Origin of the sequence: Phyllobacterium sp. UNC302MFCol5.2 (genome assembly GCF_000686005.1) — a bacterium.
In the GTDB taxonomy this organism is placed as follows: Bacteria; Pseudomonadota; Alphaproteobacteria; order Rhizobiales; family Rhizobiaceae; genus Phyllobacterium; species Phyllobacterium pellucidum.
This window is the reverse complement of record NZ_JMLL01000012.1, coordinates 308,963-328,822: the sequence shown is the minus strand read 5'-3', so window position 1 is coordinate 328,822 and position 19,860 is coordinate 308,963. Positions and strand designations below refer to the sequence as shown.

Here is a 19,860-nt window from a genome sequence, read left to right as displayed (position 1 = left end):
GGAACGAGATGGTCATCGGAGCATCGAAGGAAAAGCCGGCGTCACGCCGCATTCGCATCGGCATGGTCGGCGGCGGGCAAGGCGCCTTCATAGGGGCGGTGCACCGCATCGCCTTGCGTATCGACGATCAATATGAGCTGGTCGCCGGCGCGCTGTCGTCCGATCCGGAACGAGCCAAGGCGTCGGCACGCGAGATCGGCATCGCCGAGGAGCGTGCCTACACCTCCTTCGAGGATATGGCCAAGCAGGAGGCCAAGCGGCCGGACGGCATCGAGGCGGTTTCCATCGTCACGCCCAACCACATGCACGCGCCAGCCGCCAAGGCATTCCTGAAGGCCGGCATTCATGTCATCTGCGACAAGCCGCTGACGACGACGGTGAAGGAAGCCAAGGAACTGGTCTCGCTTGCCGGCAAGAGCGGCAAGCTGTTCATCCTCACCCACAATTACACCGGGTACCCGATGATCCGACAGGCGCGGGCCATGGTGGCAAAGGGTCTGCTCGGCGACCTGCGCGTGGTGCAAGCTGAGTATCCGCAGGACTGGATGACCGAAAAGACCGAGGCCACGGGTTCCAAGCAGGCCGAATGGCGCGTCGATCCGAAACGCTCGGGTGCTGGCGGAGCCATCGGCGATATCGGCACGCACGCGTATAATCTTGCCTGTTTCGTTTCGGGGCTGAAGCTCAAGCAGCTATGTGCCGAGTTGACCAGTTTCGGCGAGGGCAGGGTGCTCGACGATGACGTGCAAATCCTGCTCCGCTTTGACGGTGGAGCAAAGGGCATGATCTGGGCAAGCCAGGTGGCGCCCGGCAACGAAAACGGGCTCAAGCTGCGCGTCTACGGCACCAAGGGCGGTCTCGAATGGACCCAGGCCGACCCGAACTATCTCTGGTACACGCCATTCGGCAAGCCCAAGCAGTTGCTGACCCGGGGCGGGGCGGGGGCTTCGCCCGAGGCGGCGCGCCTGACGCGCGTGCCAAGCGGCCATCCTGAAGGCTATCTGGAAGGTTTCGCCAATATTTACAGCGAGGCGGCGCAGGCCATCATCGCTGCGCGCACCGGCAAGAAGGCGCCAAAGGATGTAGTATTCCCAACCGTGGAAGATGGTCTCATAGGCATGGAATTCATCGAAGCCGCGGTGAAATCGTCGAAAGCCGGCGGCGTCTGGACGAAGGTGTGATGGGCAATCGGCAGGACAGAGGGAGGTGCCAATCATGAGCGTGGCACCCACAGGAGAGACCAGCACTTCGCTCCCCGTCCTCGAGGCGCGTGGCATAGCCAAGGCATTCGGCCCGGTCGAGGTCCTGACCGATATAACCCTGTCGGTCATGCCGGGCGAGGTGCATGCCATCATCGGCGAGAATGGTGCTGGCAAGTCGACCCTGATGAAGCTCCTGAGCGGCCACCTTTCGCCGACGCGTGGAGCGGTGGCGATTGACGGAGAGCCCGTCATATTCAACGGTCCCGTAGATGCAGAACACCGCGGCCTCGTGCTCGTCCACCAGGAGATTTTGCTCGCGCCGGATTTGACGGTTGCCCAGAACATCTTCATGGGCCGGGAACTGAAGCGCGGTCTGATGGTCAACGACCGCGAAATGAACCGTCAGTCCGCAGAAGCGGTGCGCAGCCTCGGTGCAGAAATTGAGCCGACGACGCAGATTGCGCGGCTATCGATTGCCCGCCGCCAGTTGGTCCAGATCGCGCGCGCCCTGCAGGTGCCGCATCGTGTCGTCATCTTCGACGAACCCACTGCCTCGCTGACGCCCTTCGAGACGGAAGCCCTGCTCAAGGTCATCCGCGATCTGCGCGACAAGGGCGTCGCCGTGCTCTATATCTCGCATCGCCTGCCGGAAGTCGCGGCAATCGCCGACCGGATCACCGTGTTGCGCGACGGCAAGCTGATTGCAACCCGCCATGCGGCCGAACTGCAGCCAGTCGACATGGCGCGCCTCATGGTCGGGCGCGACATGTCGAAGCTCTATCCCGAACGCGAGGATACTGCGACGCGGCAAAACGTTCTCGAGGTAAAGAATTTTGACGTGCCGGGCTATGCCAGCGATGCGAGCTTTGTCTTGCGCAAGGGTGAAATCCTCGGCTTCGCAGGCCTGATCGGCGCCGGGCGCACGGAATTGTTCGAGGGTCTAGTCGGCCTGCGCACTGCCCATGGCGAGGTCAAACTCAATGGCAAGCCGGTCAAGTTTCACAGCGTGCGCGACAGCATGTCAGCGGGCATCGTATACCTGAGTGAAGATCGCAAGGGCAAAGGCCTCTTGCTGGCCCAAGACCTGCGCACCAACCTGACGTTGGCGACGCTCGGCAAATTTACCAACGGGCCGCTCATCGAGCGCAAGCGCGAGGACAAGAGTCTCGACAAGGCAATCGCTGATTTCGACATCAGGGCGCGCCGCCGCGACCTCCTTGCTGGACAGCTTTCAGGCGGCAACCAGCAGAAACTGCTCCTTGCCAAGATGATGCTGCTCGAGCCGAGCATCGTCATCATCGACGAACCGACGCGTGGCATCGACATCGGCACCAAGGAACAGATTTACAGGTTCATTGCCGATCTCGCGAAGGCAGGAAAATCCGTCGTCGTCATATCCTCCGAAATGCAGGAACTCATCGGCATCTGCCACCGCATTCTCGTCATGCGTTCATCACGCATTGTCGGCGAGGTTACCGGCGACGCGATGACGGAAGACGAAATCGTCGTCTACGCCACCGGCGTCAAGATCAACGAAGCAGAGCTTTACAGTGCGGGGAACGCATGAGCGACACCAAGGTAATCACCGACACACGCGGTTTTGGCCGCAAACTGGCGGATCTCGACAAGACGGCGGTTGCGCCATTCCTGGCGTTGGCGGCGCTGTTCGTCCTCGGCGCGCTCGTCAACCCGAACTTCCTTTCGATCGACAACTTGCTCAATGTCTTAACGCGCTCGTCATTCATCGCCATCATTGCCGTTGGCGCGACTTTCGTGATTTCCGCGGGCGGGCTCGATCTTTCGGTCGGCTCGATGGCGGCGCTCGTCGCCGGCATCATGATCCTGTTCCTGAATTCAGGTGCGGTCGATGGCGACATGGCGATGCTTGCGGCAGGCGTCGTTGTTGCCATCGGCGTCGGTGCGCTGGCGGGTCTGCTCAATGGTGCTGTCATCACCATCGGCAAGATCGAGCCCTTCATCGTAACGCTTGGCACCATGGCGATCTTTCGTTCCGTGACCGTGTGGCTGGCGGATGGCGGCTCGATCGCCATGAAATCGATCGCGATGCGCAACATGTTCCGGCCCGTCTACACCGGCGTGTTTCTCGGCCTGCCGATACCGGTCTGGATCATTATCATCGTCGGCGTTCTTGGCGCCTTCATTCTCTATAAGACGTCCTTTGGCCGCCACGTGATTGCTGTTGGCTCGAACGAAGACGTCGCGCGCTATTCGGGCATTCATGTCAACCGCGTACGCGCCATGACCTATATTCTTCAGGGCATTTGCGTCGCCATCGCGGTCGTCGTCTACGTGCCGCGTCTCGGCGCAGCGACGACGACAACGGGCATGCTGTGGGAATTGCAGGCGATCACTGCCGTCGTCATCGGCGGTACGGCGCTGCGCGGCGGCGTCGGCCGCATCTGGGGAACGATCTGCGGCGCCTTCATGCTGGAAGTCGTCGGCAACATCATGGTGCTCTCCAACATTGTCAGTGAATACCTGATCGGTGCGGTGCAGGGCACGATCATCATCATCGCCATGCTGGTGCAGCGCACGCTGCAGAAGAAGAAGGCGTGACGCTGGCAGAGGCAAACCGGTGGCAGGGCCACCGCAACGAGACCGGACGGGGGAACAGGGCCACCCACCGCGCCGCAATCAAGGCCCGAGCAGAAAATTGGGAGAAGACAAATGCGTAAACTATTGATCGGTCTTGTTGGAGCGGCGCTCGCTTCGACGATGACCTTCGCCTACGCGCAGGACAAGAAGGTCAATATCGCCGTCTCTATACCTGCGGCCGACCACGGCTGGACCGGCGGCGTCGTCTATCATGCAGAACGGGCCGCCAAGCTTCTAGAAGCCGCTCACCCAGGCCTGAAGATCACCATCAAGACTTCGCCGGACGGTGCTGCGCAGGCAAACGCGCTCGAAGACCTGACCACACAAGGCATCGACGCGCTCGTAACCCTGCCGCACAATTCGGACGAACTGACCGATCCGATCCGCGCGGTAAAGGAAAAGGGCGTCTTCGTGACGGTCGTTGACCGCGCTCTTTCCGATCCGACGATCCAGGATCTTTACGTTGCCGGCAACAATCCGGAGCTCGGCCGCGTCGCGGGTGAATACCTGAAGGATACGTTGAAGACCGGCGATGTCGTTGTCATCCGCGGCCTGCCGATCGTCATCGATGAAGAGCGCCAGAAGGGTTTCGACGATGCGATTGCCGGCAGCGGGATCAAGGTTCTCGACAAGCAGTTCGGCAACTGGTCGCGCGATGATGCCTTCAAGATCATGCAGGACTATCTGACCAAGTTCCCGAAGATCGACGCCGTATGGTGCCAGGACGATGACATGGCGGTTGGCGTGCTCGAAGCCATCGATCAGGCCAAGCGCACCGACATCAAGATGGTCATCGGCGGCGCCGGCATGAAGGACATGATCAAGCGCGTTGCCGACGGCGACAAGATGACCCCGATCAACGTTCTCTACCCACCATCAATGGTTGCAACGGCGATGGAACTGACGGTTGCGAACTTCTACGATCAGGTTCCGGTGCGCGGCAAGTACATCCTCGACGCAACCCTTGTGACCAAGGACAACGCCAAGGAATTCTACTTCCCGGATTCACCGTTCTGATTAAGGCTGGTCTGTCCAGCTTGCGATCGAAAGGCCCGCAAGGGCCTTTCTTTTTGACTGAAATCCGGGTCCAGCGATGTTGTCTGACTTTCGACTGATTGACTTGATCTGAGTGTTCGGATTAAATATGAGTATAGTTATCAAGTTTATTGAACGGCGACCGACGCGGGTTGCCGTTCAACGAGAGGCTCAAAATGTCCCGCCGCCAGATCATCGACCTTCAGGTCCGCCTTCCAAATCCTGTCTCGCGGCCTGCCGCGCCTGTCCAGCCATCAGCGCCTGAATTCCGCGTTCTAGGTAGTGAAGTGCTTTTCAAAGGCAATAAGGAAGTTGGTATCGAACATGGCGGCTCCTTGTATCGGTTGAAGATCACGCGCCAGGGCAAACTCATTCTCAACAAGTAACCGAGCGATTCCTATGTCTTGGACGAGCATCGCGAGGGCCGCGTCGGCAGGATGGTGCGCGCCTGCGCGGCGTTGCGACATTTTTTGCCGCCATTAGAACTGACTTGTTGACATAAAGATATCTTTATGTGACCGTGGCGCCTCTCTAAAAATCATTATGAGGCATTTCGAGTCATGGGTATTGCATCTGGAACCATTGGCGAAAAATTGCTCGGCCCGGAAGCGGCACCCCGCGACGGTTCCGAGGTTTTTGCAGCGCTGACGCAGGCAGCAAAAGAGCGAATCCTTATCCTTGACGGCGCCATGGGGACGCAGATCCAGGGCCTCGGCCTGAAGGAGGAAAACTTTCGCGGCGAGCGCTTCGCCGATTGCGCCTGCCACCTCCAGGGCAACAACGATCTTCTCATCTTGACCGAACCGCAGGCGATTGAAGACATCCACTACGCCTACGCCATGGCCGGCGCCGACATACTCGAGACCAATACCTTTTCCTCGACCACGATCGCCCAGGCCGACTACAGCATGGAGGACGTGGTCTATGAGCTCAATCGCGATGGCGCCCGGCTTGCGCGCCGCGCCGCGCTGAAGGCGGAGCAGAAGGACGGCAAGCGCCGCTTCGTTGCGGGCGCGCTCGGACCGACGAACCGCACGGCATCGATATCGCCTGACGTGAACAACCCGGGCTACCGCGCGGTGACGTTCGATACCCTGCGAGCGGCCTATGCCGAACAGGTGAGGGGATTGATCGACGGTGGCGCCGACATCATCCTCATCGAGACGATCTTCGACACGCTGAATGCCAAGGCTGCCATCTTCGCGACGCAGGAAGTTTTCGAGGAAAAGACAATCACCCTGCCGGTCATGATCTCCGGGACCATCACAGATCTTTCCGGACGCACCCTGTCGGGACAGACGCCGACCGCCTTCTGGTACTCCGTACGTCATGCCAAGCCCTTCACTATCGGTCTCAATTGTGCGCTCGGGGCGAGCGCCATGCGCGACCATCTGGCCGAGATCGCGGCAGTTGCCGATACGTTCGTGTGCGCCTATCCCAATGCAGGGCTCCCGAATGAATTCGGTCAATATGACGAGAGTCCTGAAGCGATGGCGGCGCAGCTCGAAGAGTTCGCCAAGGACGGCCTGCTGAATATTGTCGGCGGCTGCTGTGGCTCGACTCCGGAACACATAAGAGCCATTGCCGAAGCGGTCGGCAAATACCGGCCGCGCGCCATTCCCGAGACCGAAACCCATATGCGGCTATCCGGCCTGGAGCCATTCACGCTGACCAAGGATATCGCCTTCGTCAATGTTGGCGAACGCACCAATATTACCGGCTCGGCGAAGTTCCGGAAGCTGATTACCGCAGGCGATCTGCCGGCGGCGCTCGATGTTGCGCGCGACCAGGTCGCAAATGGCGCGCAGATCATCGACATCAACATGGACGAGGGACTGATCGACAGCGAGAAGGCCATGGTCGACTTCCTCAATCTGATCGCCGCCGAACCCGACATCGCACGCGTGCCGGTAATGATCGATTCGTCGATATGGGACGTGATCGAAGCCGGGCTCAAATGTGTCCAAGGCAAGCCGCTCGTTAATTCGATCTCAATGAAGGAAGGTGAAGACGCCTTCATCGCTCATGCAAGGAAGGTTCGCGCCTATGGGGCGGCTGTCGTCGTCATGGCGTTCGATACCGAGGGCCAGGCCGATACGCTCAAGCGCAAGGTGGAGATTTGTACGCGCGCCTACGAACTCCTGACACGTGAGGCTGGTTTCGCGCCCGAGGATATCGTGTTCGACCCGAATATTTTCGCGGTCGCCACCGGCATCGAAGAACACAACGGTTATGGCGTCGCTTTCATCGAAGCCACACGGCAGATCACGCAGACCTTGCCGCACGCTCATATTTCCGGCGGCGTTTCCAATCTTTCCTTCTCGTTCCGTGGGAATGAACCGGTGCGCGAAGCGATGCACGCCGTTTTCCTCTACCATGCCATTCAGGCCGGCATGGACATGGGTATCGTCAACGCCGGACAATTGGCGGTTTACGAATCGATCGATCCGGAATTGCGCGACGCCTGCGAGGATGTGGTTCTCAACCGGCGGGACGATGCCACCGAACGCCTGCTCGACCTTGCCGAGCGCTACAAGGGCTCGGCCGGCAGGGAAGCACGCGAGCGCGATCTCGCCTGGCGCGAATGGAGCGTCGAAAAGCGGCTGGAACACGCGCTCGTCAATGGCATAACCGAATTCATCGAAGCCGACACTGAAGAAGCGCGCGCACGGGCCGAGCGCCCGCTTCACGTCATCGAGGGACCGCTGATGGCCGGCATGAACGTTGTCGGCGACCTGTTTGGTTCCGGCAAGATGTTCCTGCCGCAGGTAGTGAAATCCGCCCGCGTCATGAAGCAGGCCGTCGCCGTGCTGCTGCCCTACATGGAGGCAGAGAAGCTTGCCAATGGCGGATCGGGAAAACGCGAAAGTGCCGGCAAAGTGCTGATGGCGACCGTCAAGGGCGATGTCCACGACATCGGCAAGAACATTGTCGGCGTTGTCCTCGCCTGCAACAATTACGAGATCATCGATCTCGGGGTCATGGTGCCGTCAACGAAGATTTTGCAGACAGCGCGCGACGAGAATGTCGATATTATCGGCCTTTCGGGCCTTATCACGCCCTCGCTCGACGAGATGGTCCATGTTGCGTCTGAACTCGAGCGCGAGGGCTTCGAAGTTCCGCTGCTGATCGGAGGCGCAACCACGAGCCGTGTGCATACGGCGGTCAAGATCAATCCGCGCTACAGTAATGGCCAGACCGTATATGTGACCGATGCAAGCCGGGCGGTGGGTGTCGTTTCGAACCTTCTGTCGATGGATGCCAAGCCCGGCTTTGTCGATACGATCCGCGCGGAATATGAGAAAGTTGCGGAAGTGCATGCCCGCAACGAAGCCGACAAGCAAAGGTTGAGCCTAGAGAAGGCCCGCGGCAACGCTCATAAGGTTGACTGGTCGTCCTATGTACCGCCCGAGCCGCAATTTACGGGCACTCGCGTTTTCGAAAATTACGATCTTGCGGAAATTGCCCGTTACATCGATTGGACGCCTTTCTTCCAGACCTGGGAGCTAAAGGGTCGCTACCCGGCTATCTTGCAGGACGAGGCACAAGGCGAAGCGGCGCGCCAGCTCTTTGCGGATGCGCAGGCGATGCTGACAAAGATCATCGATGAGAAATGGTTCAATCCAAAGGCCGTCATCGGGTTCTGGCCCGCAGGGTCCGTCGGGGATGACATTCGCCTCTTTGCCGACAACGTCCGCGATAAGGAGATCGCAACGCTGTTCACGCTGCGCCAGCAGCTTTCAAAACGCGATGGCCGGCCGAATCTCGCTCTTGCTGATTTTGTCGCGCCGGTGTCAAGCGGTGCACAAGACTATGTCGGTGGCTTCGTCGTCACGGCAGGCATTGAGGAAATCGCCATCGCCGAACGGTTCGAGCGGGCGAATGATGATTATTCCTCGATCCTCGTCAAAGCGCTCGCCGATCGCTTTGCCGAAGCCTTTGCCGAACTCATGCACGAGCGCGTCCGCAAGGAATTCTGGGGCTATGCGCCGGAAGAGACATTTGCGGCGGATGAACTTATCGGCGAGCCCTATCGCGGCATCCGTCCCGCTCCCGGCTATCCGGCGCAGCCGGACCACACAGAAAAGGATACGCTGTTCCGTCTGCTTGACGCGGAAGACAAGATTGGCGTGCGGCTGACGGAAAGCTTTGCGATGTGGCCGGGCTCATCCGTGTCGGGCATCTATATCGCTCACCCGGAATCCTATTATTTCGGCGTTGCCAAGGTGGAGCGCGACCAGGTGGCTGACTATGCGAACCGCAAATCCATGCCGGTTGAAGAGGTTGAGCGTTGGCTGGGTCCGATCCTCAACTATGTTCCGGGCCCCCGCGTTCAGGCGGCGGAGTGAAGATAATGGCGCGGCGGGGCGCCCAGCATGCGTTTGAACATGGTTGTGAAGGCAGGAACGCTGTAGCCGAGATCGAGTGCGACGCTGGTCACAGGTTCGCCCTCGGTGAGGCGGGGCAGGGCCGCGAGCAGACAGGCCTGCTGACGCCACGTCGAGAGGCTTAATCCTGTTTCGCGGCGGAACATACGGGTAAACGTGCGCCGGCTCATGCCGAGCCGGTCCGCCCAATTGTCGATATTGGTGTGCGGTGAGGGATCTTTCAGGAAACCCCGACAGAGCATGGCAAGCCGCCGATCCTCGGGAAACGGCAGGCCAAGTGGGCGCTCCTCAAGGTTCGGAATCTCATGCAACAACAGTCCCATGACGAACATCGTGCGTTCCTCCGCCTGCCTCTCGGGCGCAACGGCGACTGCTTCGCGAATGAGATTGTCCATCAGCGGTGTCAGGCCGACGACGTGCAGGTGATCCTTCAATCCCGCCACGGCATCCGGTCGCACATAAATCGAATGCATCGAAACATCGCCAAGCATGTCCACCGCGTGTTCGACGCCGGCCGGCAGCCACAGCGCGTGGTGCGGAGGCACCATCCAGCGGCCGAATTTCGTGGTCACCATCGCGACGCCGGAAATTGCGTGGAGCAATTGCGCCTGGATATGGTGGTGGTCGGGAATGTGGTGGCCTGACGGATAAAGCGTGGCCAGCGCGAAAACATCACCCTCGGCCTGCTCCAGCCATTGCAGCCGCAACCTGTGCAACTGTTCGAGCTCCAACCCGGCGGCATTACGCGCAACGAAGGTTTGGTAACGCATGTTTTGGCCCACTTGCGAAAGAATTGGACCAAACCACGAAAGCAGGTTGATGGCAACCGATATATCAGTTTGAAAAAGGGCGGGGCAATCCTTGCGACGACGCCCTTGTTTTTCGATGGAACGCCTTGATGACCGATACGACCTTGCCCGCACAGCGGACCTCCGCTGACACGACCGTCTTTGCGATAATTTTCGCCGTCAGCTTCTGCCATTTGCTCAACGACATGATGCAGTCGCTACTTGCCGCGATCTATCCGATGCTCAAGCAAAATTACGGTCTCGATTTCAAGCAGATCGGCTTTCTGACGCTGACCTTCCAGGTCACCGCCTCGCTGCTGCAGCCGATTGTCGGAACGTATACCGACAAGCGGCCCATGCCGTATTCGCTCCCGGTTGGCATGGCGTTTTCGCTCGTCGGCCTCGGACTTCTTTCGGTCGCAACCCACTACGCCATGCTTCTTGCCGGCGCAGCCTTCATCGGCATTGGTTCATCCATTTTTCACCCGGAATCATCGCGGGTGGCACGTCTTGCCTCGGGCGGCCGCCACGGTCTTGCGCAATCCTTCTTTCAGGTGGGAGGCAATTTCGGTACCGCACTCGGTCCGCTGCTCGCAGCTTTCATCGTGCTGCCTCGCGGCCAGCAGAGTATTGCGTGGTTTTCCGCCGCGGCCCTCATCGGAATGATCGTCCTTTATCAGGTCGGCAACTGGTACCAGCGCTATCGCAAGGCCAACGCGAACAGGCCGGCTGCAAGCAAGCAACTCAAACTGCCGCGCGGCAAAGTTGCCATGTCGCTGATCATCCTGACCTTGCTTGTCTTTTCCAAGAACATCTATCTCGCAAGCATATCGAGCTATTACACATTCTATGTCATCCACAAGTTCGGGATCTCGGTGCAGCAGTCCCAGATGATGCTGTTCCTGTTCCTTGGCGCAGCGGCAGTCGGCACCATTGTCGGCGGGCCGATAGGCGACAAGATCGGCACGAAAGCCGTGATCTGGTTCTCGATTCTCGGTGTCTTGCCCTTCACGCTGATCATGCCTTATGCGGACCTCTTCTGGACAGGCGTCCTCACGGTGCTGATCGGCCTTATCTTGTCGTCAGCCTTCCCTGCGATCGTTGTCTTCGCTCAAGAACTGGTACCGGGCCGTGTCGGCATGATTGCCGGCATCTTCTTCGGCTTCGCCTTCGGCATGGCCGGCATAGCGGCGGCGGTGCTCGGCTTCGTCGCCGACAACAAGGGCATCGACTACGTTTACATGATCTGCTCGTTCCTGCCCTTCCTCGGCCTGCTCACAATTTTCCTGCCGAGCATGAAGGAAGTGCGCGGCGAACAGGCTTAACAATTGAAGGCCCGGTATCGTCCGGGCCTTTTTCTCGATTAGCCAGATCCTGCGCTCTGCTGACGCCGAATGTCAGGAGAGGTGGTTTGAAAATCCCGCCTTAACCCCATATAAGGAACACCATTCCCCTGGTGACCTCCGCCAAAGGGTTTCGTTTCGCTCGCCGCATTCAAACCCAAAGTCCTCCCCGGGAAGCTTCATGTCCTCAGCCATTTCCGTCTCCAGCCTCAACAAAACCTATGAGTCCGGTTTTGAAGTGCTGAAGAATATCAATCTCGATATCCGCCACGGTGAAATCTTCGCACTGCTCGGCCCGAACGGCGCAGGCAAGACGACGCTGATCAGCACCATTTGCGGCATCGTCAATCCGACCTCCGGCACAATCCTCGCCGATGGTCACGATATCATCAAGGAATACCGCGCGGCGCGTTCCAAGATCGGTCTCGTGCCGCAGGAGTTGACGACGGATGCATTCGAGACCGTCTGGGCGACGGTCAGTTTCAGCCGCGGCCTTTTCGGCAAGCCGGCCAATCCCGCACACATCGAGAAGATCCTCAAGGAACTTTCGCTATGGGACAAGAAGGACAGCAAGATCATGACGCTCTCGGGAGGCATGAAGCGGCGCGTCATGATCGCCAAGGCGCTGTCGCACGAGCCGGAAATCCTTTTTCTCGATGAGCCGAGCGCTGGCGTCGATGTCGAATTGCGGCGCGACATGTGGAATGTGGTGCGGGCGCTGCGCGAATCGGGCGTCACCATCATCCTCACGACGCACTATATCGAGGAGGCCGAACAGATGGCCGATCGAATCGGCGTCATCAGCCATGGCGAGATCATTCTCGTCGAGGAGAAGGACGCATTGATGCGGTCGCTCGGCAAGAAGGAGTTGCGCCTGCTTCTCCAGGAGAAACGCGAGGAAATACCCGAAGCTTTGGCGGCCTACGGGCTTGAACTTTCGCCCGACGGGAGCGAACTCGTTTATCACTACGATACCCGCAAGGAACGAACGGGCATTACGGCGCTCCTGAAGGATCTCGACAAGGCGGGTGTCCGGTTCAGCGATATTAAGACGCGGGAAAGCTCGCTTGAGGAAATTTTCGTCAACCTTGTGAGGGAACGCAAATGAACCTTTACGCGATAAAGGCGATCTATCTCTTCGAAATGCATCGCACCTGGCGCACGCTCATGCAGAGCGTCATTTCGCCGGTTCTGTCGACGAGCCTTTACTTCGTGGTTTTCGGTTCGGCGATCGGCGGCCGTATCCCCGAGATCAACGGCGTAAGCTACGGTGCGTTCATCGTGCCGGGCCTGATCATGTTGTCGCTGTTGACGCAGAGCATTTCCAACGCGTCGTTCGGCATCTATTTCCCGAAGTTCGTCGGCACGATCTACGAACTCCTCTCGGCACCTGTCTCCTACGTGGAGATCGTGATCGCCTATGTCGGGGCTGCGGCGACGAAGTCGATCATTCTCGGGGTGATCATCCTTGCGACTGCGGCGCTTTTTGTACCGCTGCGCATCGAACACCCCTTCGTGATGCTGCTGTTCCTGGTGCTGACAGCGGTAACCTTCAGCATGTTCGGTTTCATTATCGGCATCTGGGCGGATGGCTTTGAGAAGCTGCAGCTCGTGCCGCTGATGATCATCACACCGCTGACATTTCTCGGCGGTAGCTTCTACTCGATCGACATGTTGCCGCCATTCTGGCAGACCGTGACGCTGTTCAATCCGGTGGTCTATCTTATCAGCGGGTTTCGCTGGAGCTTCTTTGGCCTTTCAGATGTGCATATCGGAACGAGCCTTGTCATGACAGCCGTGTTTCTCCTCGCGTGCATTCTGATCCTGCGCTGGATATTCAGGACGGGGTACAGGCTGAAGAGCTAAGTGGTTCGTTCGCCAATGACATGCAGACAATTTCGGCCATCCCGTACCGCATCGGTTACGAGGCGCCGATCAAAGGTCGCCAATTTCCCTTGGTGTGCCTGAGCAAGCGCCAGGAGGTATGTATCCGTGACCTGACCGGCATTCAACAGCCGCGACGGATCAATGGAATTGTCCATCAAGCTGATGTCATCTGGCCAAAAGACATGACCCGGAATGGCACGTAATCCGGCCAGAAGCGCAACAACCGCGGCTGGCGTGCCCGGTGAGTAAGGGTAGCGGGCGCTGCTGATAATACGGATCGCACCGTTCTCGGTTATTGGGCAAGTGGCCCAACTGGACCGCCCAATATCAGCAAACCACTCATGTGCAGGATCGTGATGGACATGTGCGGGATCGAATAGTGCAATCAGCACATTGACGTCCAGGAGATATGCCGTCACGGCAATTCATCGCGAAGTTGATTCACCAGTTCCATCGTTACCGGCGTGGAATTGTTGCCTGCCGGTAGGAGCGGCACGCCGTTTCGCGTCGCTTGACGTGCCGTTGGAGCTTGCAGACCTTTGCGGGCGAGTGTCGATATAACTTCACCTACAGTTTTGCGCTGGCGCTCCGCAAGGCCCTTGGCCGCTGCGAGGACATCATCATCAATTGCAAGCGTTGTTCGCATCGTCTCGCCCCTCATCACGCATCAAACATCACGCATCATATATGCGAGATCGTTGCCTAAATCAATTGCGGCGCCGCTTCCAGCGGCTATCCCGCGAGGTTTTCCAGCGCCTCGAGGCCATGCTTCAACGCTGCTGCTCCACGCGGTCCCAGTTGCTGCAGCAATTCAGTCTCGAAGTCATGCGCAACTTTCACAAGGTCGAGATAGGCCTTCCGCCCGGCCGGGGTCAGCATAAGATTCTCGACACGGCGGTCGGTCTCATCGCGCTTCCGGAACAGCCAGCGCCGCTGTTCGAGGGCAAGCACGGCGCGCGAGACTTTCGTCTTGTGCATTGACGAATGAGTCCCGATCGCCGTGGCGGTCATGGTGCCAAACTGGCCCAGCGTTGCAAGTGTTCGCCACTCCGGCCGTGTCAGTCCATACTGATCCCGGTAAAGGCTCGCGAAACGATGGCTCACGGCTTCTGCCGCCTTGTTGAGACGGTATGGGGTGAACGCCTCCAGTATAAGCGGCGGGTCGATGTCGTTGTTGTTGTCCATGTCCACAATCCCGATTGTCATTGATAGTTACAAAATAGATCGTCACAATTGCAACTAAATTGGAGGTTCGATCATGGCTCTTCACTATATGCCGGGCTTCGGCAACGACTTTGAGACGGAATCGCTTCCAGGCGCCCTGCCGCAGGGACAAAACTCGCCGCAGCGCTGCGCATACGGCCTCTACGCCGAGCAACTTTCCGGCTCCCCTTTTACTGCGCCGCGCGGCACGAACGAGCGATCCTGGCTCTATCGCATTCGCCCGTCGGTCAAGCATAGCGGGCGATTTTCGCCGGCAAAGCGCGAGCACTGGAAGACCGCGCCAAACCTCGATGACCATGAATTGCCGATTGGACAGTTACGCTGGAATCCGACGCCAATGCCACGCGATTCCATCAACTTTATTGATGGCATTCGCACCATGACCACGGCTGGCGATGTCCACGGTCAGGTGGGCATGTCCGCACATGTCTACGCGTTCAATACTGCCATGGACGACGACTACTTCTTCAATGCGGATGGCGAAATGCTGCTTTTGCCCGAGAAGGGCAAGCTCAACATTTTCACCGAGATGGGCAAAATCGAAATCGAACCTTCGGAAATCTGCGTGATCCCACGCGGGATGATGTTCAAGGTGTCGGCGCCTGACGGCGAGGCCAGGGGCTATATTTGCGAGAATTACGGGGCAAAATTCGCCCTGCCGGATCGCGGTCCGATTGGTGCCAACTGCCTGGCCAACCCGCGCGACTTCAAGACACCGGTTGCAGCCTTCGAAGACAAGGAAGTTCCTTGCCGTCTGCATGTGAAATGGTGCGGCAAGTTCTATCAGACGACACTCGATCATTCCCCGTTGGACGTCGTGGCTTGGCACGGGAATTATGCGCCCTACAAGTATGACCTGCGCACGTTCTCGCCGGTCGGAGCGATCCTGTTCGATCATCCCGATCCATCGATCTTCACCGTGCTCACCGCGCCGTCTGGCGAGGAGGGAACGGCCAATGTCGATTTCGTTATTTTCCCGCCGCGCTGGCTAGTTGCCGAGCACAGTTTCCGGCCGCCCTGGTACCACCGCAACATCATGTCCGAATTCATGGGGCTGGTGTATGGTCAATACGATGCCAAGGAGGAGGGGTTCGTGCCTGGCGGCATAAGCCTTCACAACATGATGCTGCCGCATGGACCGGACACGATGGGGTTCAACAAGGCATCCACGGTGGAGCTCAAGCCGCAGCGGCTGGACAACACGCTTGCCTTCATGTTCGAGACGCGCTTCCCCCAGCACGTTACCCGCTATGCAGCTGATACACCGACGCTGCAAGACAATTACGCCGACTGCTGGAAAGGTCTCCGCAAGCGGTTCAACGGGACGCCGGAAGGCGACTGGTCGGAGGAGATCGTAAAGTAAATGAAACTTGCCTCTCTCAATAATGGAACGCGTGACGGCAAACTGGTCATCGTGTCGAAAGATCTGACCTACTATACCGATGCCTCGTTCCTCGCGCCGACGTTGCAGTCCGCGCTTGACGACTGGTCGCGTATCGCCCCGCACCTCGCGGCGCTTGCCTCCAGCCTTGAACTGCGCGCCGTTCCTCTTGAGCGCTTTCACGAACATGATGCGCTGTCGCCCCTGCCGCGCGCCTACCAGTGGGCCGACGGTTCAGCCTATGTCAATCATGTCGAATTGGTCCGCAAGGCGCGCAATGCGCCGATGCCCGAGAGCTTCTGGACTGACCCGCTCATCTATCAGGGTGGGTCCGACAGTTTCCTTGCTCCGCGCGAACCCATCCGCATGGCCGACGAAGCCTATGGCATCGACATGGAGGGCGAAATTGCGGTCATCGTCGACGATGTGCCGATGGGCGCGGGTCTCGTCGAAGCGCGAGCCGCGATCCGCCTGATCATGTTGGTCAACGATGTCAGCCTGCGCAACCTCATTCCGGCCGAGCTTGGCAAAGGGTTCGGCTTTTTTCAGTCAAAGCCGTCGTCGGCCTTCTCGCCCGTGGCGGTCACACCCGATGAACTCGGCGAAGCCTGGGATGGCGGCAAGGTGCGCCTGCCGCTCTGCGTCGATCTCAACGGCCGGCCCTTTGGCCGCGCCAACGCCGGCATCGACATGACGTTCGATTTTCCGACGTTGATTGCCCATGCGGCGAAGACACGCCCGCTTTGCGCCGGCACGATCATCGGATCGGGGACGGTGTCAAACAAGCTTGACGGCGAAGCGGGCAAACCCATTGAAGAGGATGGCGCCGGCTACTCGTGCATCGCCGAAATCCGCATGATCGAGACGATTGCCACCGGCAGTCCGCGAACGCCATTCATGCGTTTCGGTGACACAGTTCGCATAGAGATGAAAGACCCATACGGCCATTCGATCTTCGGCGCCATCGAACAGCAGGTGACCCGCCATGAGCGCTAAAGCCATCCTCTATGATTATTGGCGCTCGTCGGCGAGCTACCGCGTGCGCATTGCCCTTAACATGCTCGGGCTTGAGTATGACAGGGTGCCGGTCGACCTCTTGAACCAGGAGCATAAAGGCATCGATCACCTCTGTCGCAATCCGCAGGGGCTCGTGCCGACGCTCGCCATCGACGGGCATATGATGACGCAGTCGCTTGCGATAATCGAATACCTCAACGAATCCCACCCCGAGGCTCGCTTCCTGCCTGACGATCCTTTGGGGCGACAACGGGTTCGCGCGCTTTCCTACGCAATCGCGATGGAAATCCATCCCGTCTGCAATCTGGGTGTGGCATCGCATGTCATGCAGCTTGCAGGGGGCGATGAAGCGGCGCGGCGCAACTGGATGCATAAGTTCATCTCTGAAGGTCTGGGCGCATTCGAGACCATGCTCGATCACCCCGAAACCGGGCACTTTTGCCATGGCGATACCCCTTCCATGGCCGATTTCTGCCTCGTGCCGCAGGTCTTCAATGCGAAGCGCTGGGGAGCCAAAATCGAAAGTCTGGAGCGCGTCAATGCCATCGCTGCCCGTTGCGATGCGATCGGTGCCTTTGCCGCGGCGCATCCTGATCGGCTGAGGCCGGGATTACCTGGTTAATCGCCGGACGGGTCTCGCGGTTATCTGTAGTCATCGGTTTCGGGACCGCGTTGGGAAAAGTGTCCGGAGATTAGACGCCGCTGAAAGATCCGATAGGGTTTTGGACTTGGTCTGGCCAGCGACGCATGACTTCGCCCGTCAAAGCTCGGATAGATCTCCTCGCATCGGTCATTTCCATTTGCAGGACTTCGCTTGCACGTTGCAATTCGCCGGTCGAGTTCAATTTCGTAACGACCCACGCGAGCTTGCGGACAATGTCGGCACCATAGGCACCTTCGGCCTTGGCGATCGCATTATCGGGTATGTTTTTATGATGGTGCACGAGCATGCCAAGGTCGATGGCATCCCGATATGCAACGGAGCGATCGTGACACCTGTCGGCATTTGCCAGGAGCTTCTCCGCAAACAAATCCTCTTCGACAAGCATCGGTAGTCCAAGCTCCGTATCGACATGGCCACGCAGCTCAATCCGCGCTTCGCGGATGATTTCGAATTTGATCACCTGTTCGTTATGCCGTAGCGCGGTTCGCAATCCGTATTGATCGATTTTAAATGTGCGCAGCGGTTCGACAGGTGCTGGAAAGAACGCGCGAATACCACGCTCGACGGCTGCGCTGCGCAGTTCGCGATATCCGTCCGGGTCAGCGCAAAGGAAATCAACATCCAGCGACTGCCGATATTCGCCCAGTTTGAGGACGATTGACGTGCCACCACCGAACCAGCATTGGTTGGTCGCCAGAAACGAAGCATCCATCAGGCGCAGCGCCTCAAGGATAACGCGGTGTTCCGCCCTTTTTAGTTCGGTCATATTTTGTTCTCGCTGTGCATTGGTACTATGCAGCAGCAAGCATGGATCCGAAAGTCAGGAATTCAGCAATACGCCATTGCCGAAAGTATCGGTCAAATCTTTGATGAGATCCGCTTCAGGTCCCGTCAGCTTATCCGTATCGACGAAGCGCCAATTGCGCTCGTAGATTTCAAACGCTTCTTGTGCCGGTATCGCGCGCGCAACATCGCGGTTCCAGGCAAGCTGCTTAAGCTGCGGGAAATCGGCTGGTATAATAGGGGCGATTATCGCTGGTTTCATAATGCATCCAATATAAATGTGGACTGCGGATCTTTAAAGCTCCAATCTATACCTACTCCGCCGCTTCGATCTTGATGACGCCGCGCCGGATCTGGTCTTCCTCGATCGATTCAAACAAGGCGCGGAAATTGCCTTCGCCAAAGCCTTCGTCGCCCTTCCGCTGAATGAACTCGAAGAAGATCGGGCCGATCACGGTCTTGGAGAAAATCTGCAGAAGGATCTTCGTCATGCCGCCATCGATGACACCTTCGCCGTCGATCAGAATGCCGTGCGTCTTCATGCGTTCGATCGGCTCGTCATGGCCCTGCACACGCTCGTGCGACTTCTCATAATAGGTTTCAGGCGGGCCGGGCATGAATTTGAGCCCGTTTAGGGACAGCTTGTCGGTAGCATCGTAAATCGCCTCGGTACCGACCGCGATATGCTGAATGCCTTCGCCCTTGTATTTCCGCAGATACTCCTCGATCTGGCTCTTGTCGTCCGTCGATTCATTGAGCGGGATGCGGATCTTTCCGCAAGGCGACGTGATCGCGCGGGAGACGAGCCCCGTCAGCTTCCCGGCTATATCGAAGAAGTGGATCTGCTTGAAGCCAAAGAGCTCGCGGTAGAATGCCCACCATTTGTCCATGTTGCCGCGATAGACATTGTGGGTGAGGTGGTCGAGGTAATAGAACCCGACGCCTTCCGGCTTCGGATCGCGTTCGCCGAGCCATTCGAATTCGGCGTCGTAAGCCGATCCCCGCTCGCCATAGGTTTCGATGAAGTACAAAAGCGAACCGCCGATCCCTACGATGGCAGGAACGTGTAGGGTCTTGTCCTCGCCTTCATACGGGGTCGCACCCTTGGCGACCGCGTGATTGAAGGCATGATTGGCATCGACCACGCGCCAGGCCATGGAAGGGGCGCAAGGGCCATGCTTCGAGACGAAATTGGTCGCATGAGAATTTGGTTCGGCGTTGAGAACGTAATTGATGTCGCCTTGGCGCCAAACTGTGATGTTCTTGCTCTTGTGGCGCGCAACCGGCACATAGCCCATGCGTGCGAACAACTCTTCGAGCTTTTCCGGCTCGGGATGGGCAAATTCCACGAACTCGAATCCGTCGGTGCCAGCTGGGTTTGCCTTGGTGATTGCGGCTTTCGGTGCGTCGTGCGGAAACGGTCCCATATCATCCTCCATGTACCACCCTCATTATCGCGCAAATCAGCTGCATGGTGCTTGCATTTCAACGCCGTCTGGGCGTAAATAATGCACGTTGTATGCATATTGGCG

19 protein-coding genes are annotated in these 19,860 nt (G+C 58.5%); 12 read left to right on the top strand and 7 right to left on the bottom strand.

The window, feature by feature from the left end; all coding sequences use genetic code 11:
* Positions 1 to 8 precede the first annotated feature (8 nt).
* From BR48_RS0116335 to metH, 6 genes are all read left to right on the top strand, one after another.
* Complete coding sequence (locus BR48_RS0116335; RefSeq protein WP_027232302.1) at positions 9 to 1,181, top strand: Gfo/Idh/MocA family oxidoreductase; 1,173 nt, start codon at positions 9 to 11, stop codon at positions 1,179 to 1,181.
* Positions 1,182 to 1,215: 34 nt separating this feature from the next.
* A complete protein-coding gene (locus BR48_RS0116330) occupies positions 1,216 to 2,769 on the top strand; it encodes a sugar ABC transporter ATP-binding protein (protein ID WP_027232301.1) in 1,554 nt (517 codons plus the stop codon).
* Positions 2,766 to 3,779: an ABC transporter permease gene (locus BR48_RS0116325; protein WP_027232300.1), complete on the top strand. Its 1,014-nt coding sequence runs from the start codon at positions 2,766 to 2,768 to the stop codon at positions 3,777 to 3,779. Before BR48_RS0116330 ends, BR48_RS0116325 begins: the two co-directional genes overlap by 4 nt.
* A gap of 111 nt (positions 3,780 to 3,890) precedes the next feature.
* Positions 3,891 to 4,835 (top strand): substrate-binding domain-containing protein, encoded by a 945-nt coding sequence (locus tag BR48_RS0116320; RefSeq protein ID WP_027232299.1) that lies wholly within the window; start codon positions 3,891 to 3,893, stop codon positions 4,833 to 4,835.
* 194 nt (positions 4,836 to 5,029) lie between these two features.
* Positions 5,030 to 5,239: a hemin uptake protein HemP gene (locus tag BR48_RS0116315; protein WP_027232298.1), complete on the top strand. Its 210-nt coding sequence runs from the start codon at positions 5,030 to 5,032 to the stop codon at positions 5,237 to 5,239.
* A gap of 174 nt (positions 5,240 to 5,413) precedes the next feature.
* Positions 5,414 to 9,202 carry a methionine synthase gene (metH, locus tag BR48_RS0116310; RefSeq protein WP_036814673.1) on the top strand — a complete coding sequence of 1,263 codons (3,789 nt, stop codon included), beginning with the start codon at positions 5,414 to 5,416 and terminating at the stop codon, positions 9,200 to 9,202.
* Here the strand turns inward: metH and BR48_RS0116305 are convergent.
* The gene (locus BR48_RS0116305; RefSeq protein ID WP_027232296.1) at positions 9,187 to 10,011 is read right to left on the bottom strand and encodes a helix-turn-helix transcriptional regulator; all 825 of its coding nucleotides are present in this window, start codon (positions 10,009 to 10,011) and stop codon (positions 9,187 to 9,189) included. The two genes, metH and BR48_RS0116305, sit on opposite strands and share 16 nt — an antisense overlap.
* 128 nt (positions 10,012 to 10,139) lie before the next feature.
* On the opposite strand from BR48_RS0116305, the gene BR48_RS0116300 reads away from it, so the two are divergent.
* The 3 genes from BR48_RS0116300 (at position 10,140) to BR48_RS0116290 (ending at position 13,238) form a co-directional block, all read left to right on the top strand.
* Positions 10,140 to 11,354 carry an MFS transporter gene (locus BR48_RS0116300; protein WP_027232295.1) on the top strand — a complete coding sequence of 405 codons (1,215 nt, stop codon included), beginning with the start codon at positions 10,140 to 10,142 and terminating at the stop codon, positions 11,352 to 11,354.
* Positions 11,355 to 11,553: 199 nt separating this feature from the next.
* On the top strand, positions 11,554 to 12,480 hold the full coding sequence (locus BR48_RS0116295; RefSeq protein ID WP_027232294.1) for an ABC transporter ATP-binding protein: 927 nt from the start codon (positions 11,554 to 11,556) through the stop codon (positions 12,478 to 12,480).
* A complete protein-coding gene (locus BR48_RS0116290; RefSeq protein WP_027232293.1) occupies positions 12,477 to 13,238 on the top strand; it encodes an ABC transporter permease in 762 nt (253 codons plus the stop codon). Before BR48_RS0116295 ends, BR48_RS0116290 begins: the two co-directional genes overlap by 4 nt.
* Here BR48_RS0116290 and BR48_RS25920 read toward each other — a convergent pair.
* The 3 genes from BR48_RS25920 to BR48_RS0116275 form a co-directional block, all read right to left on the bottom strand.
* On the bottom strand, positions 13,235 to 13,678 hold the full coding sequence (locus BR48_RS25920) for a TA system VapC family ribonuclease toxin (protein ID WP_081815914.1): 444 nt from the start codon (positions 13,676 to 13,678) through the stop codon (positions 13,235 to 13,237). The genes BR48_RS0116290 and BR48_RS25920 overlap by 4 nt on opposite strands.
* Positions 13,675 to 13,905 (bottom strand): hypothetical protein, encoded by a 231-nt coding sequence (locus tag BR48_RS0116280; protein ID WP_027232291.1) that lies wholly within the window; start codon positions 13,903 to 13,905, stop codon positions 13,675 to 13,677. Before BR48_RS0116280 ends, BR48_RS25920 begins: the two co-directional genes overlap by 4 nt.
* Before the next feature lie 86 nt (positions 13,906 to 13,991).
* Positions 13,992 to 14,444 carry a MarR family transcriptional regulator gene (locus BR48_RS0116275; protein ID WP_036814741.1) on the bottom strand — a complete coding sequence of 151 codons (453 nt, stop codon included), beginning with the start codon at positions 14,442 to 14,444 and terminating at the stop codon, positions 13,992 to 13,994.
* A gap of 73 nt (positions 14,445 to 14,517) precedes the next feature.
* On the opposite strand from BR48_RS0116275, the gene hmgA reads away from it, so the two are divergent.
* From hmgA to maiA, 3 genes are read left to right on the top strand one after another with little or no spacing between them, the layout of a single operon-like run.
* Positions 14,518 to 15,846 (top strand): homogentisate 1,2-dioxygenase, encoded by a 1,329-nt coding sequence (gene hmgA / locus BR48_RS0116270; RefSeq protein WP_027232289.1) that lies wholly within the window; start codon positions 14,518 to 14,520, stop codon positions 15,844 to 15,846.
* Positions 15,847 to 16,860, top strand: a complete 1,014-nt coding sequence (locus BR48_RS0116265; RefSeq protein WP_027232288.1) for a fumarylacetoacetate hydrolase family protein — start codon at positions 15,847 to 15,849, stop codon at positions 16,858 to 16,860. It begins immediately after the preceding gene.
* Positions 16,850 to 17,503, top strand: a complete 654-nt coding sequence (maiA, locus tag BR48_RS0116260) for a maleylacetoacetate isomerase (protein ID WP_027232287.1) — start codon at positions 16,850 to 16,852, stop codon at positions 17,501 to 17,503. Before BR48_RS0116265 ends, maiA begins: the two co-directional genes overlap by 11 nt.
* A 70-nt stretch (positions 17,504 to 17,573) precedes the next feature.
* Here maiA and BR48_RS24765 read toward each other — a convergent pair whose 3' ends face one another.
* Genes BR48_RS24765 through hppD form a run of 3 tightly spaced genes read right to left on the bottom strand, consistent with a single transcriptional unit; the run spans position 17,574 to position 19,755 of the window.
* Positions 17,574 to 18,350 carry a nucleotidyl transferase AbiEii/AbiGii toxin family protein gene (locus tag BR48_RS24765; RefSeq protein WP_245273535.1) on the bottom strand — a complete coding sequence of 259 codons (777 nt, stop codon included), beginning with the start codon at positions 18,348 to 18,350 and terminating at the stop codon, positions 17,574 to 17,576.
* A gap of 15 nt (positions 18,351 to 18,365) precedes the next feature.
* Positions 18,366 to 18,590, bottom strand: a complete 225-nt coding sequence (locus BR48_RS0116250) for a hypothetical protein (RefSeq protein WP_027232286.1) — start codon at positions 18,588 to 18,590, stop codon at positions 18,366 to 18,368.
* Between the two features lie 52 nt (positions 18,591 to 18,642).
* The gene (hppD, locus tag BR48_RS0116245; RefSeq protein ID WP_027232285.1) at positions 18,643 to 19,755 is read right to left on the bottom strand and encodes a 4-hydroxyphenylpyruvate dioxygenase; all 1,113 of its coding nucleotides are present in this window, start codon (positions 19,753 to 19,755) and stop codon (positions 18,643 to 18,645) included.
* Positions 19,756 to 19,860 lie beyond the last annotated feature (105 nt).

What these genes read in the sequence shown, in the direction of transcription:
- BR48_RS0116280 (WP_027232291.1), bottom strand. Translation starts at nt 13,905, where the DNA reads ATGCGAACAACGCTTGCAATTGATGATGATGTCCTCGCAGCGGCCAAG.
- metH (WP_036814673.1), top strand. Translation starts at nt 5,414, where the DNA reads ATGGGTATTGCATCTGGAACCATTGGCGAAAAATTGCTCGGCCCGGAA.
- hppD (WP_027232285.1), bottom strand. Translation starts at nt 19,755, where the DNA reads ATGGGACCGTTTCCGCACGACGCACCGAAAGCCGCAATCACCAAGGCA.
- hmgA (WP_027232289.1), top strand. Translation starts at nt 14,518, where the DNA reads ATGGCTCTTCACTATATGCCGGGCTTCGGCAACGACTTTGAGACGGAA.
- BR48_RS0116265 (WP_027232288.1), top strand. Translation starts at nt 15,847, where the DNA reads ATGAAACTTGCCTCTCTCAATAATGGAACGCGTGACGGCAAACTGGTC.
- BR48_RS0116295 (WP_027232294.1), top strand. Translation starts at nt 11,554, where the DNA reads ATGTCCTCAGCCATTTCCGTCTCCAGCCTCAACAAAACCTATGAGTCC.
- BR48_RS0116335 (WP_027232302.1), top strand. Translation starts at nt 9, where the DNA reads ATGGTCATCGGAGCATCGAAGGAAAAGCCGGCGTCACGCCGCATTCGC.
- BR48_RS0116320 (WP_027232299.1), top strand. Translation starts at nt 3,891, where the DNA reads ATGCGTAAACTATTGATCGGTCTTGTTGGAGCGGCGCTCGCTTCGACG.
- BR48_RS0116290 (WP_027232293.1), top strand. Translation starts at nt 12,477, where the DNA reads ATGAACCTTTACGCGATAAAGGCGATCTATCTCTTCGAAATGCATCGC.
- BR48_RS0116325 (WP_027232300.1), top strand. Translation starts at nt 2,766, where the DNA reads ATGAGCGACACCAAGGTAATCACCGACACACGCGGTTTTGGCCGCAAA.
- maiA (WP_027232287.1), top strand. Translation starts at nt 16,850, where the DNA reads ATGAGCGCTAAAGCCATCCTCTATGATTATTGGCGCTCGTCGGCGAGC.
- BR48_RS0116305 (WP_027232296.1), bottom strand. Translation starts at nt 10,011, where the DNA reads ATGCGTTACCAAACCTTCGTTGCGCGTAATGCCGCCGGGTTGGAGCTC.
- BR48_RS0116300 (WP_027232295.1), top strand. Translation starts at nt 10,140, where the DNA reads ATGACCGATACGACCTTGCCCGCACAGCGGACCTCCGCTGACACGACC.
- BR48_RS0116315 (WP_027232298.1), top strand. Translation starts at nt 5,030, where the DNA reads ATGTCCCGCCGCCAGATCATCGACCTTCAGGTCCGCCTTCCAAATCCT.
- BR48_RS0116250 (WP_027232286.1), bottom strand. Translation starts at nt 18,590, where the DNA reads ATGAAACCAGCGATAATCGCCCCTATTATACCAGCCGATTTCCCGCAG.
- BR48_RS0116330 (WP_027232301.1), top strand. Translation starts at nt 1,216, where the DNA reads ATGAGCGTGGCACCCACAGGAGAGACCAGCACTTCGCTCCCCGTCCTC.
- BR48_RS0116275 (WP_036814741.1), bottom strand. Translation starts at nt 14,444, where the DNA reads ATGGACAACAACAACGACATCGACCCGCCGCTTATACTGGAGGCGTTC.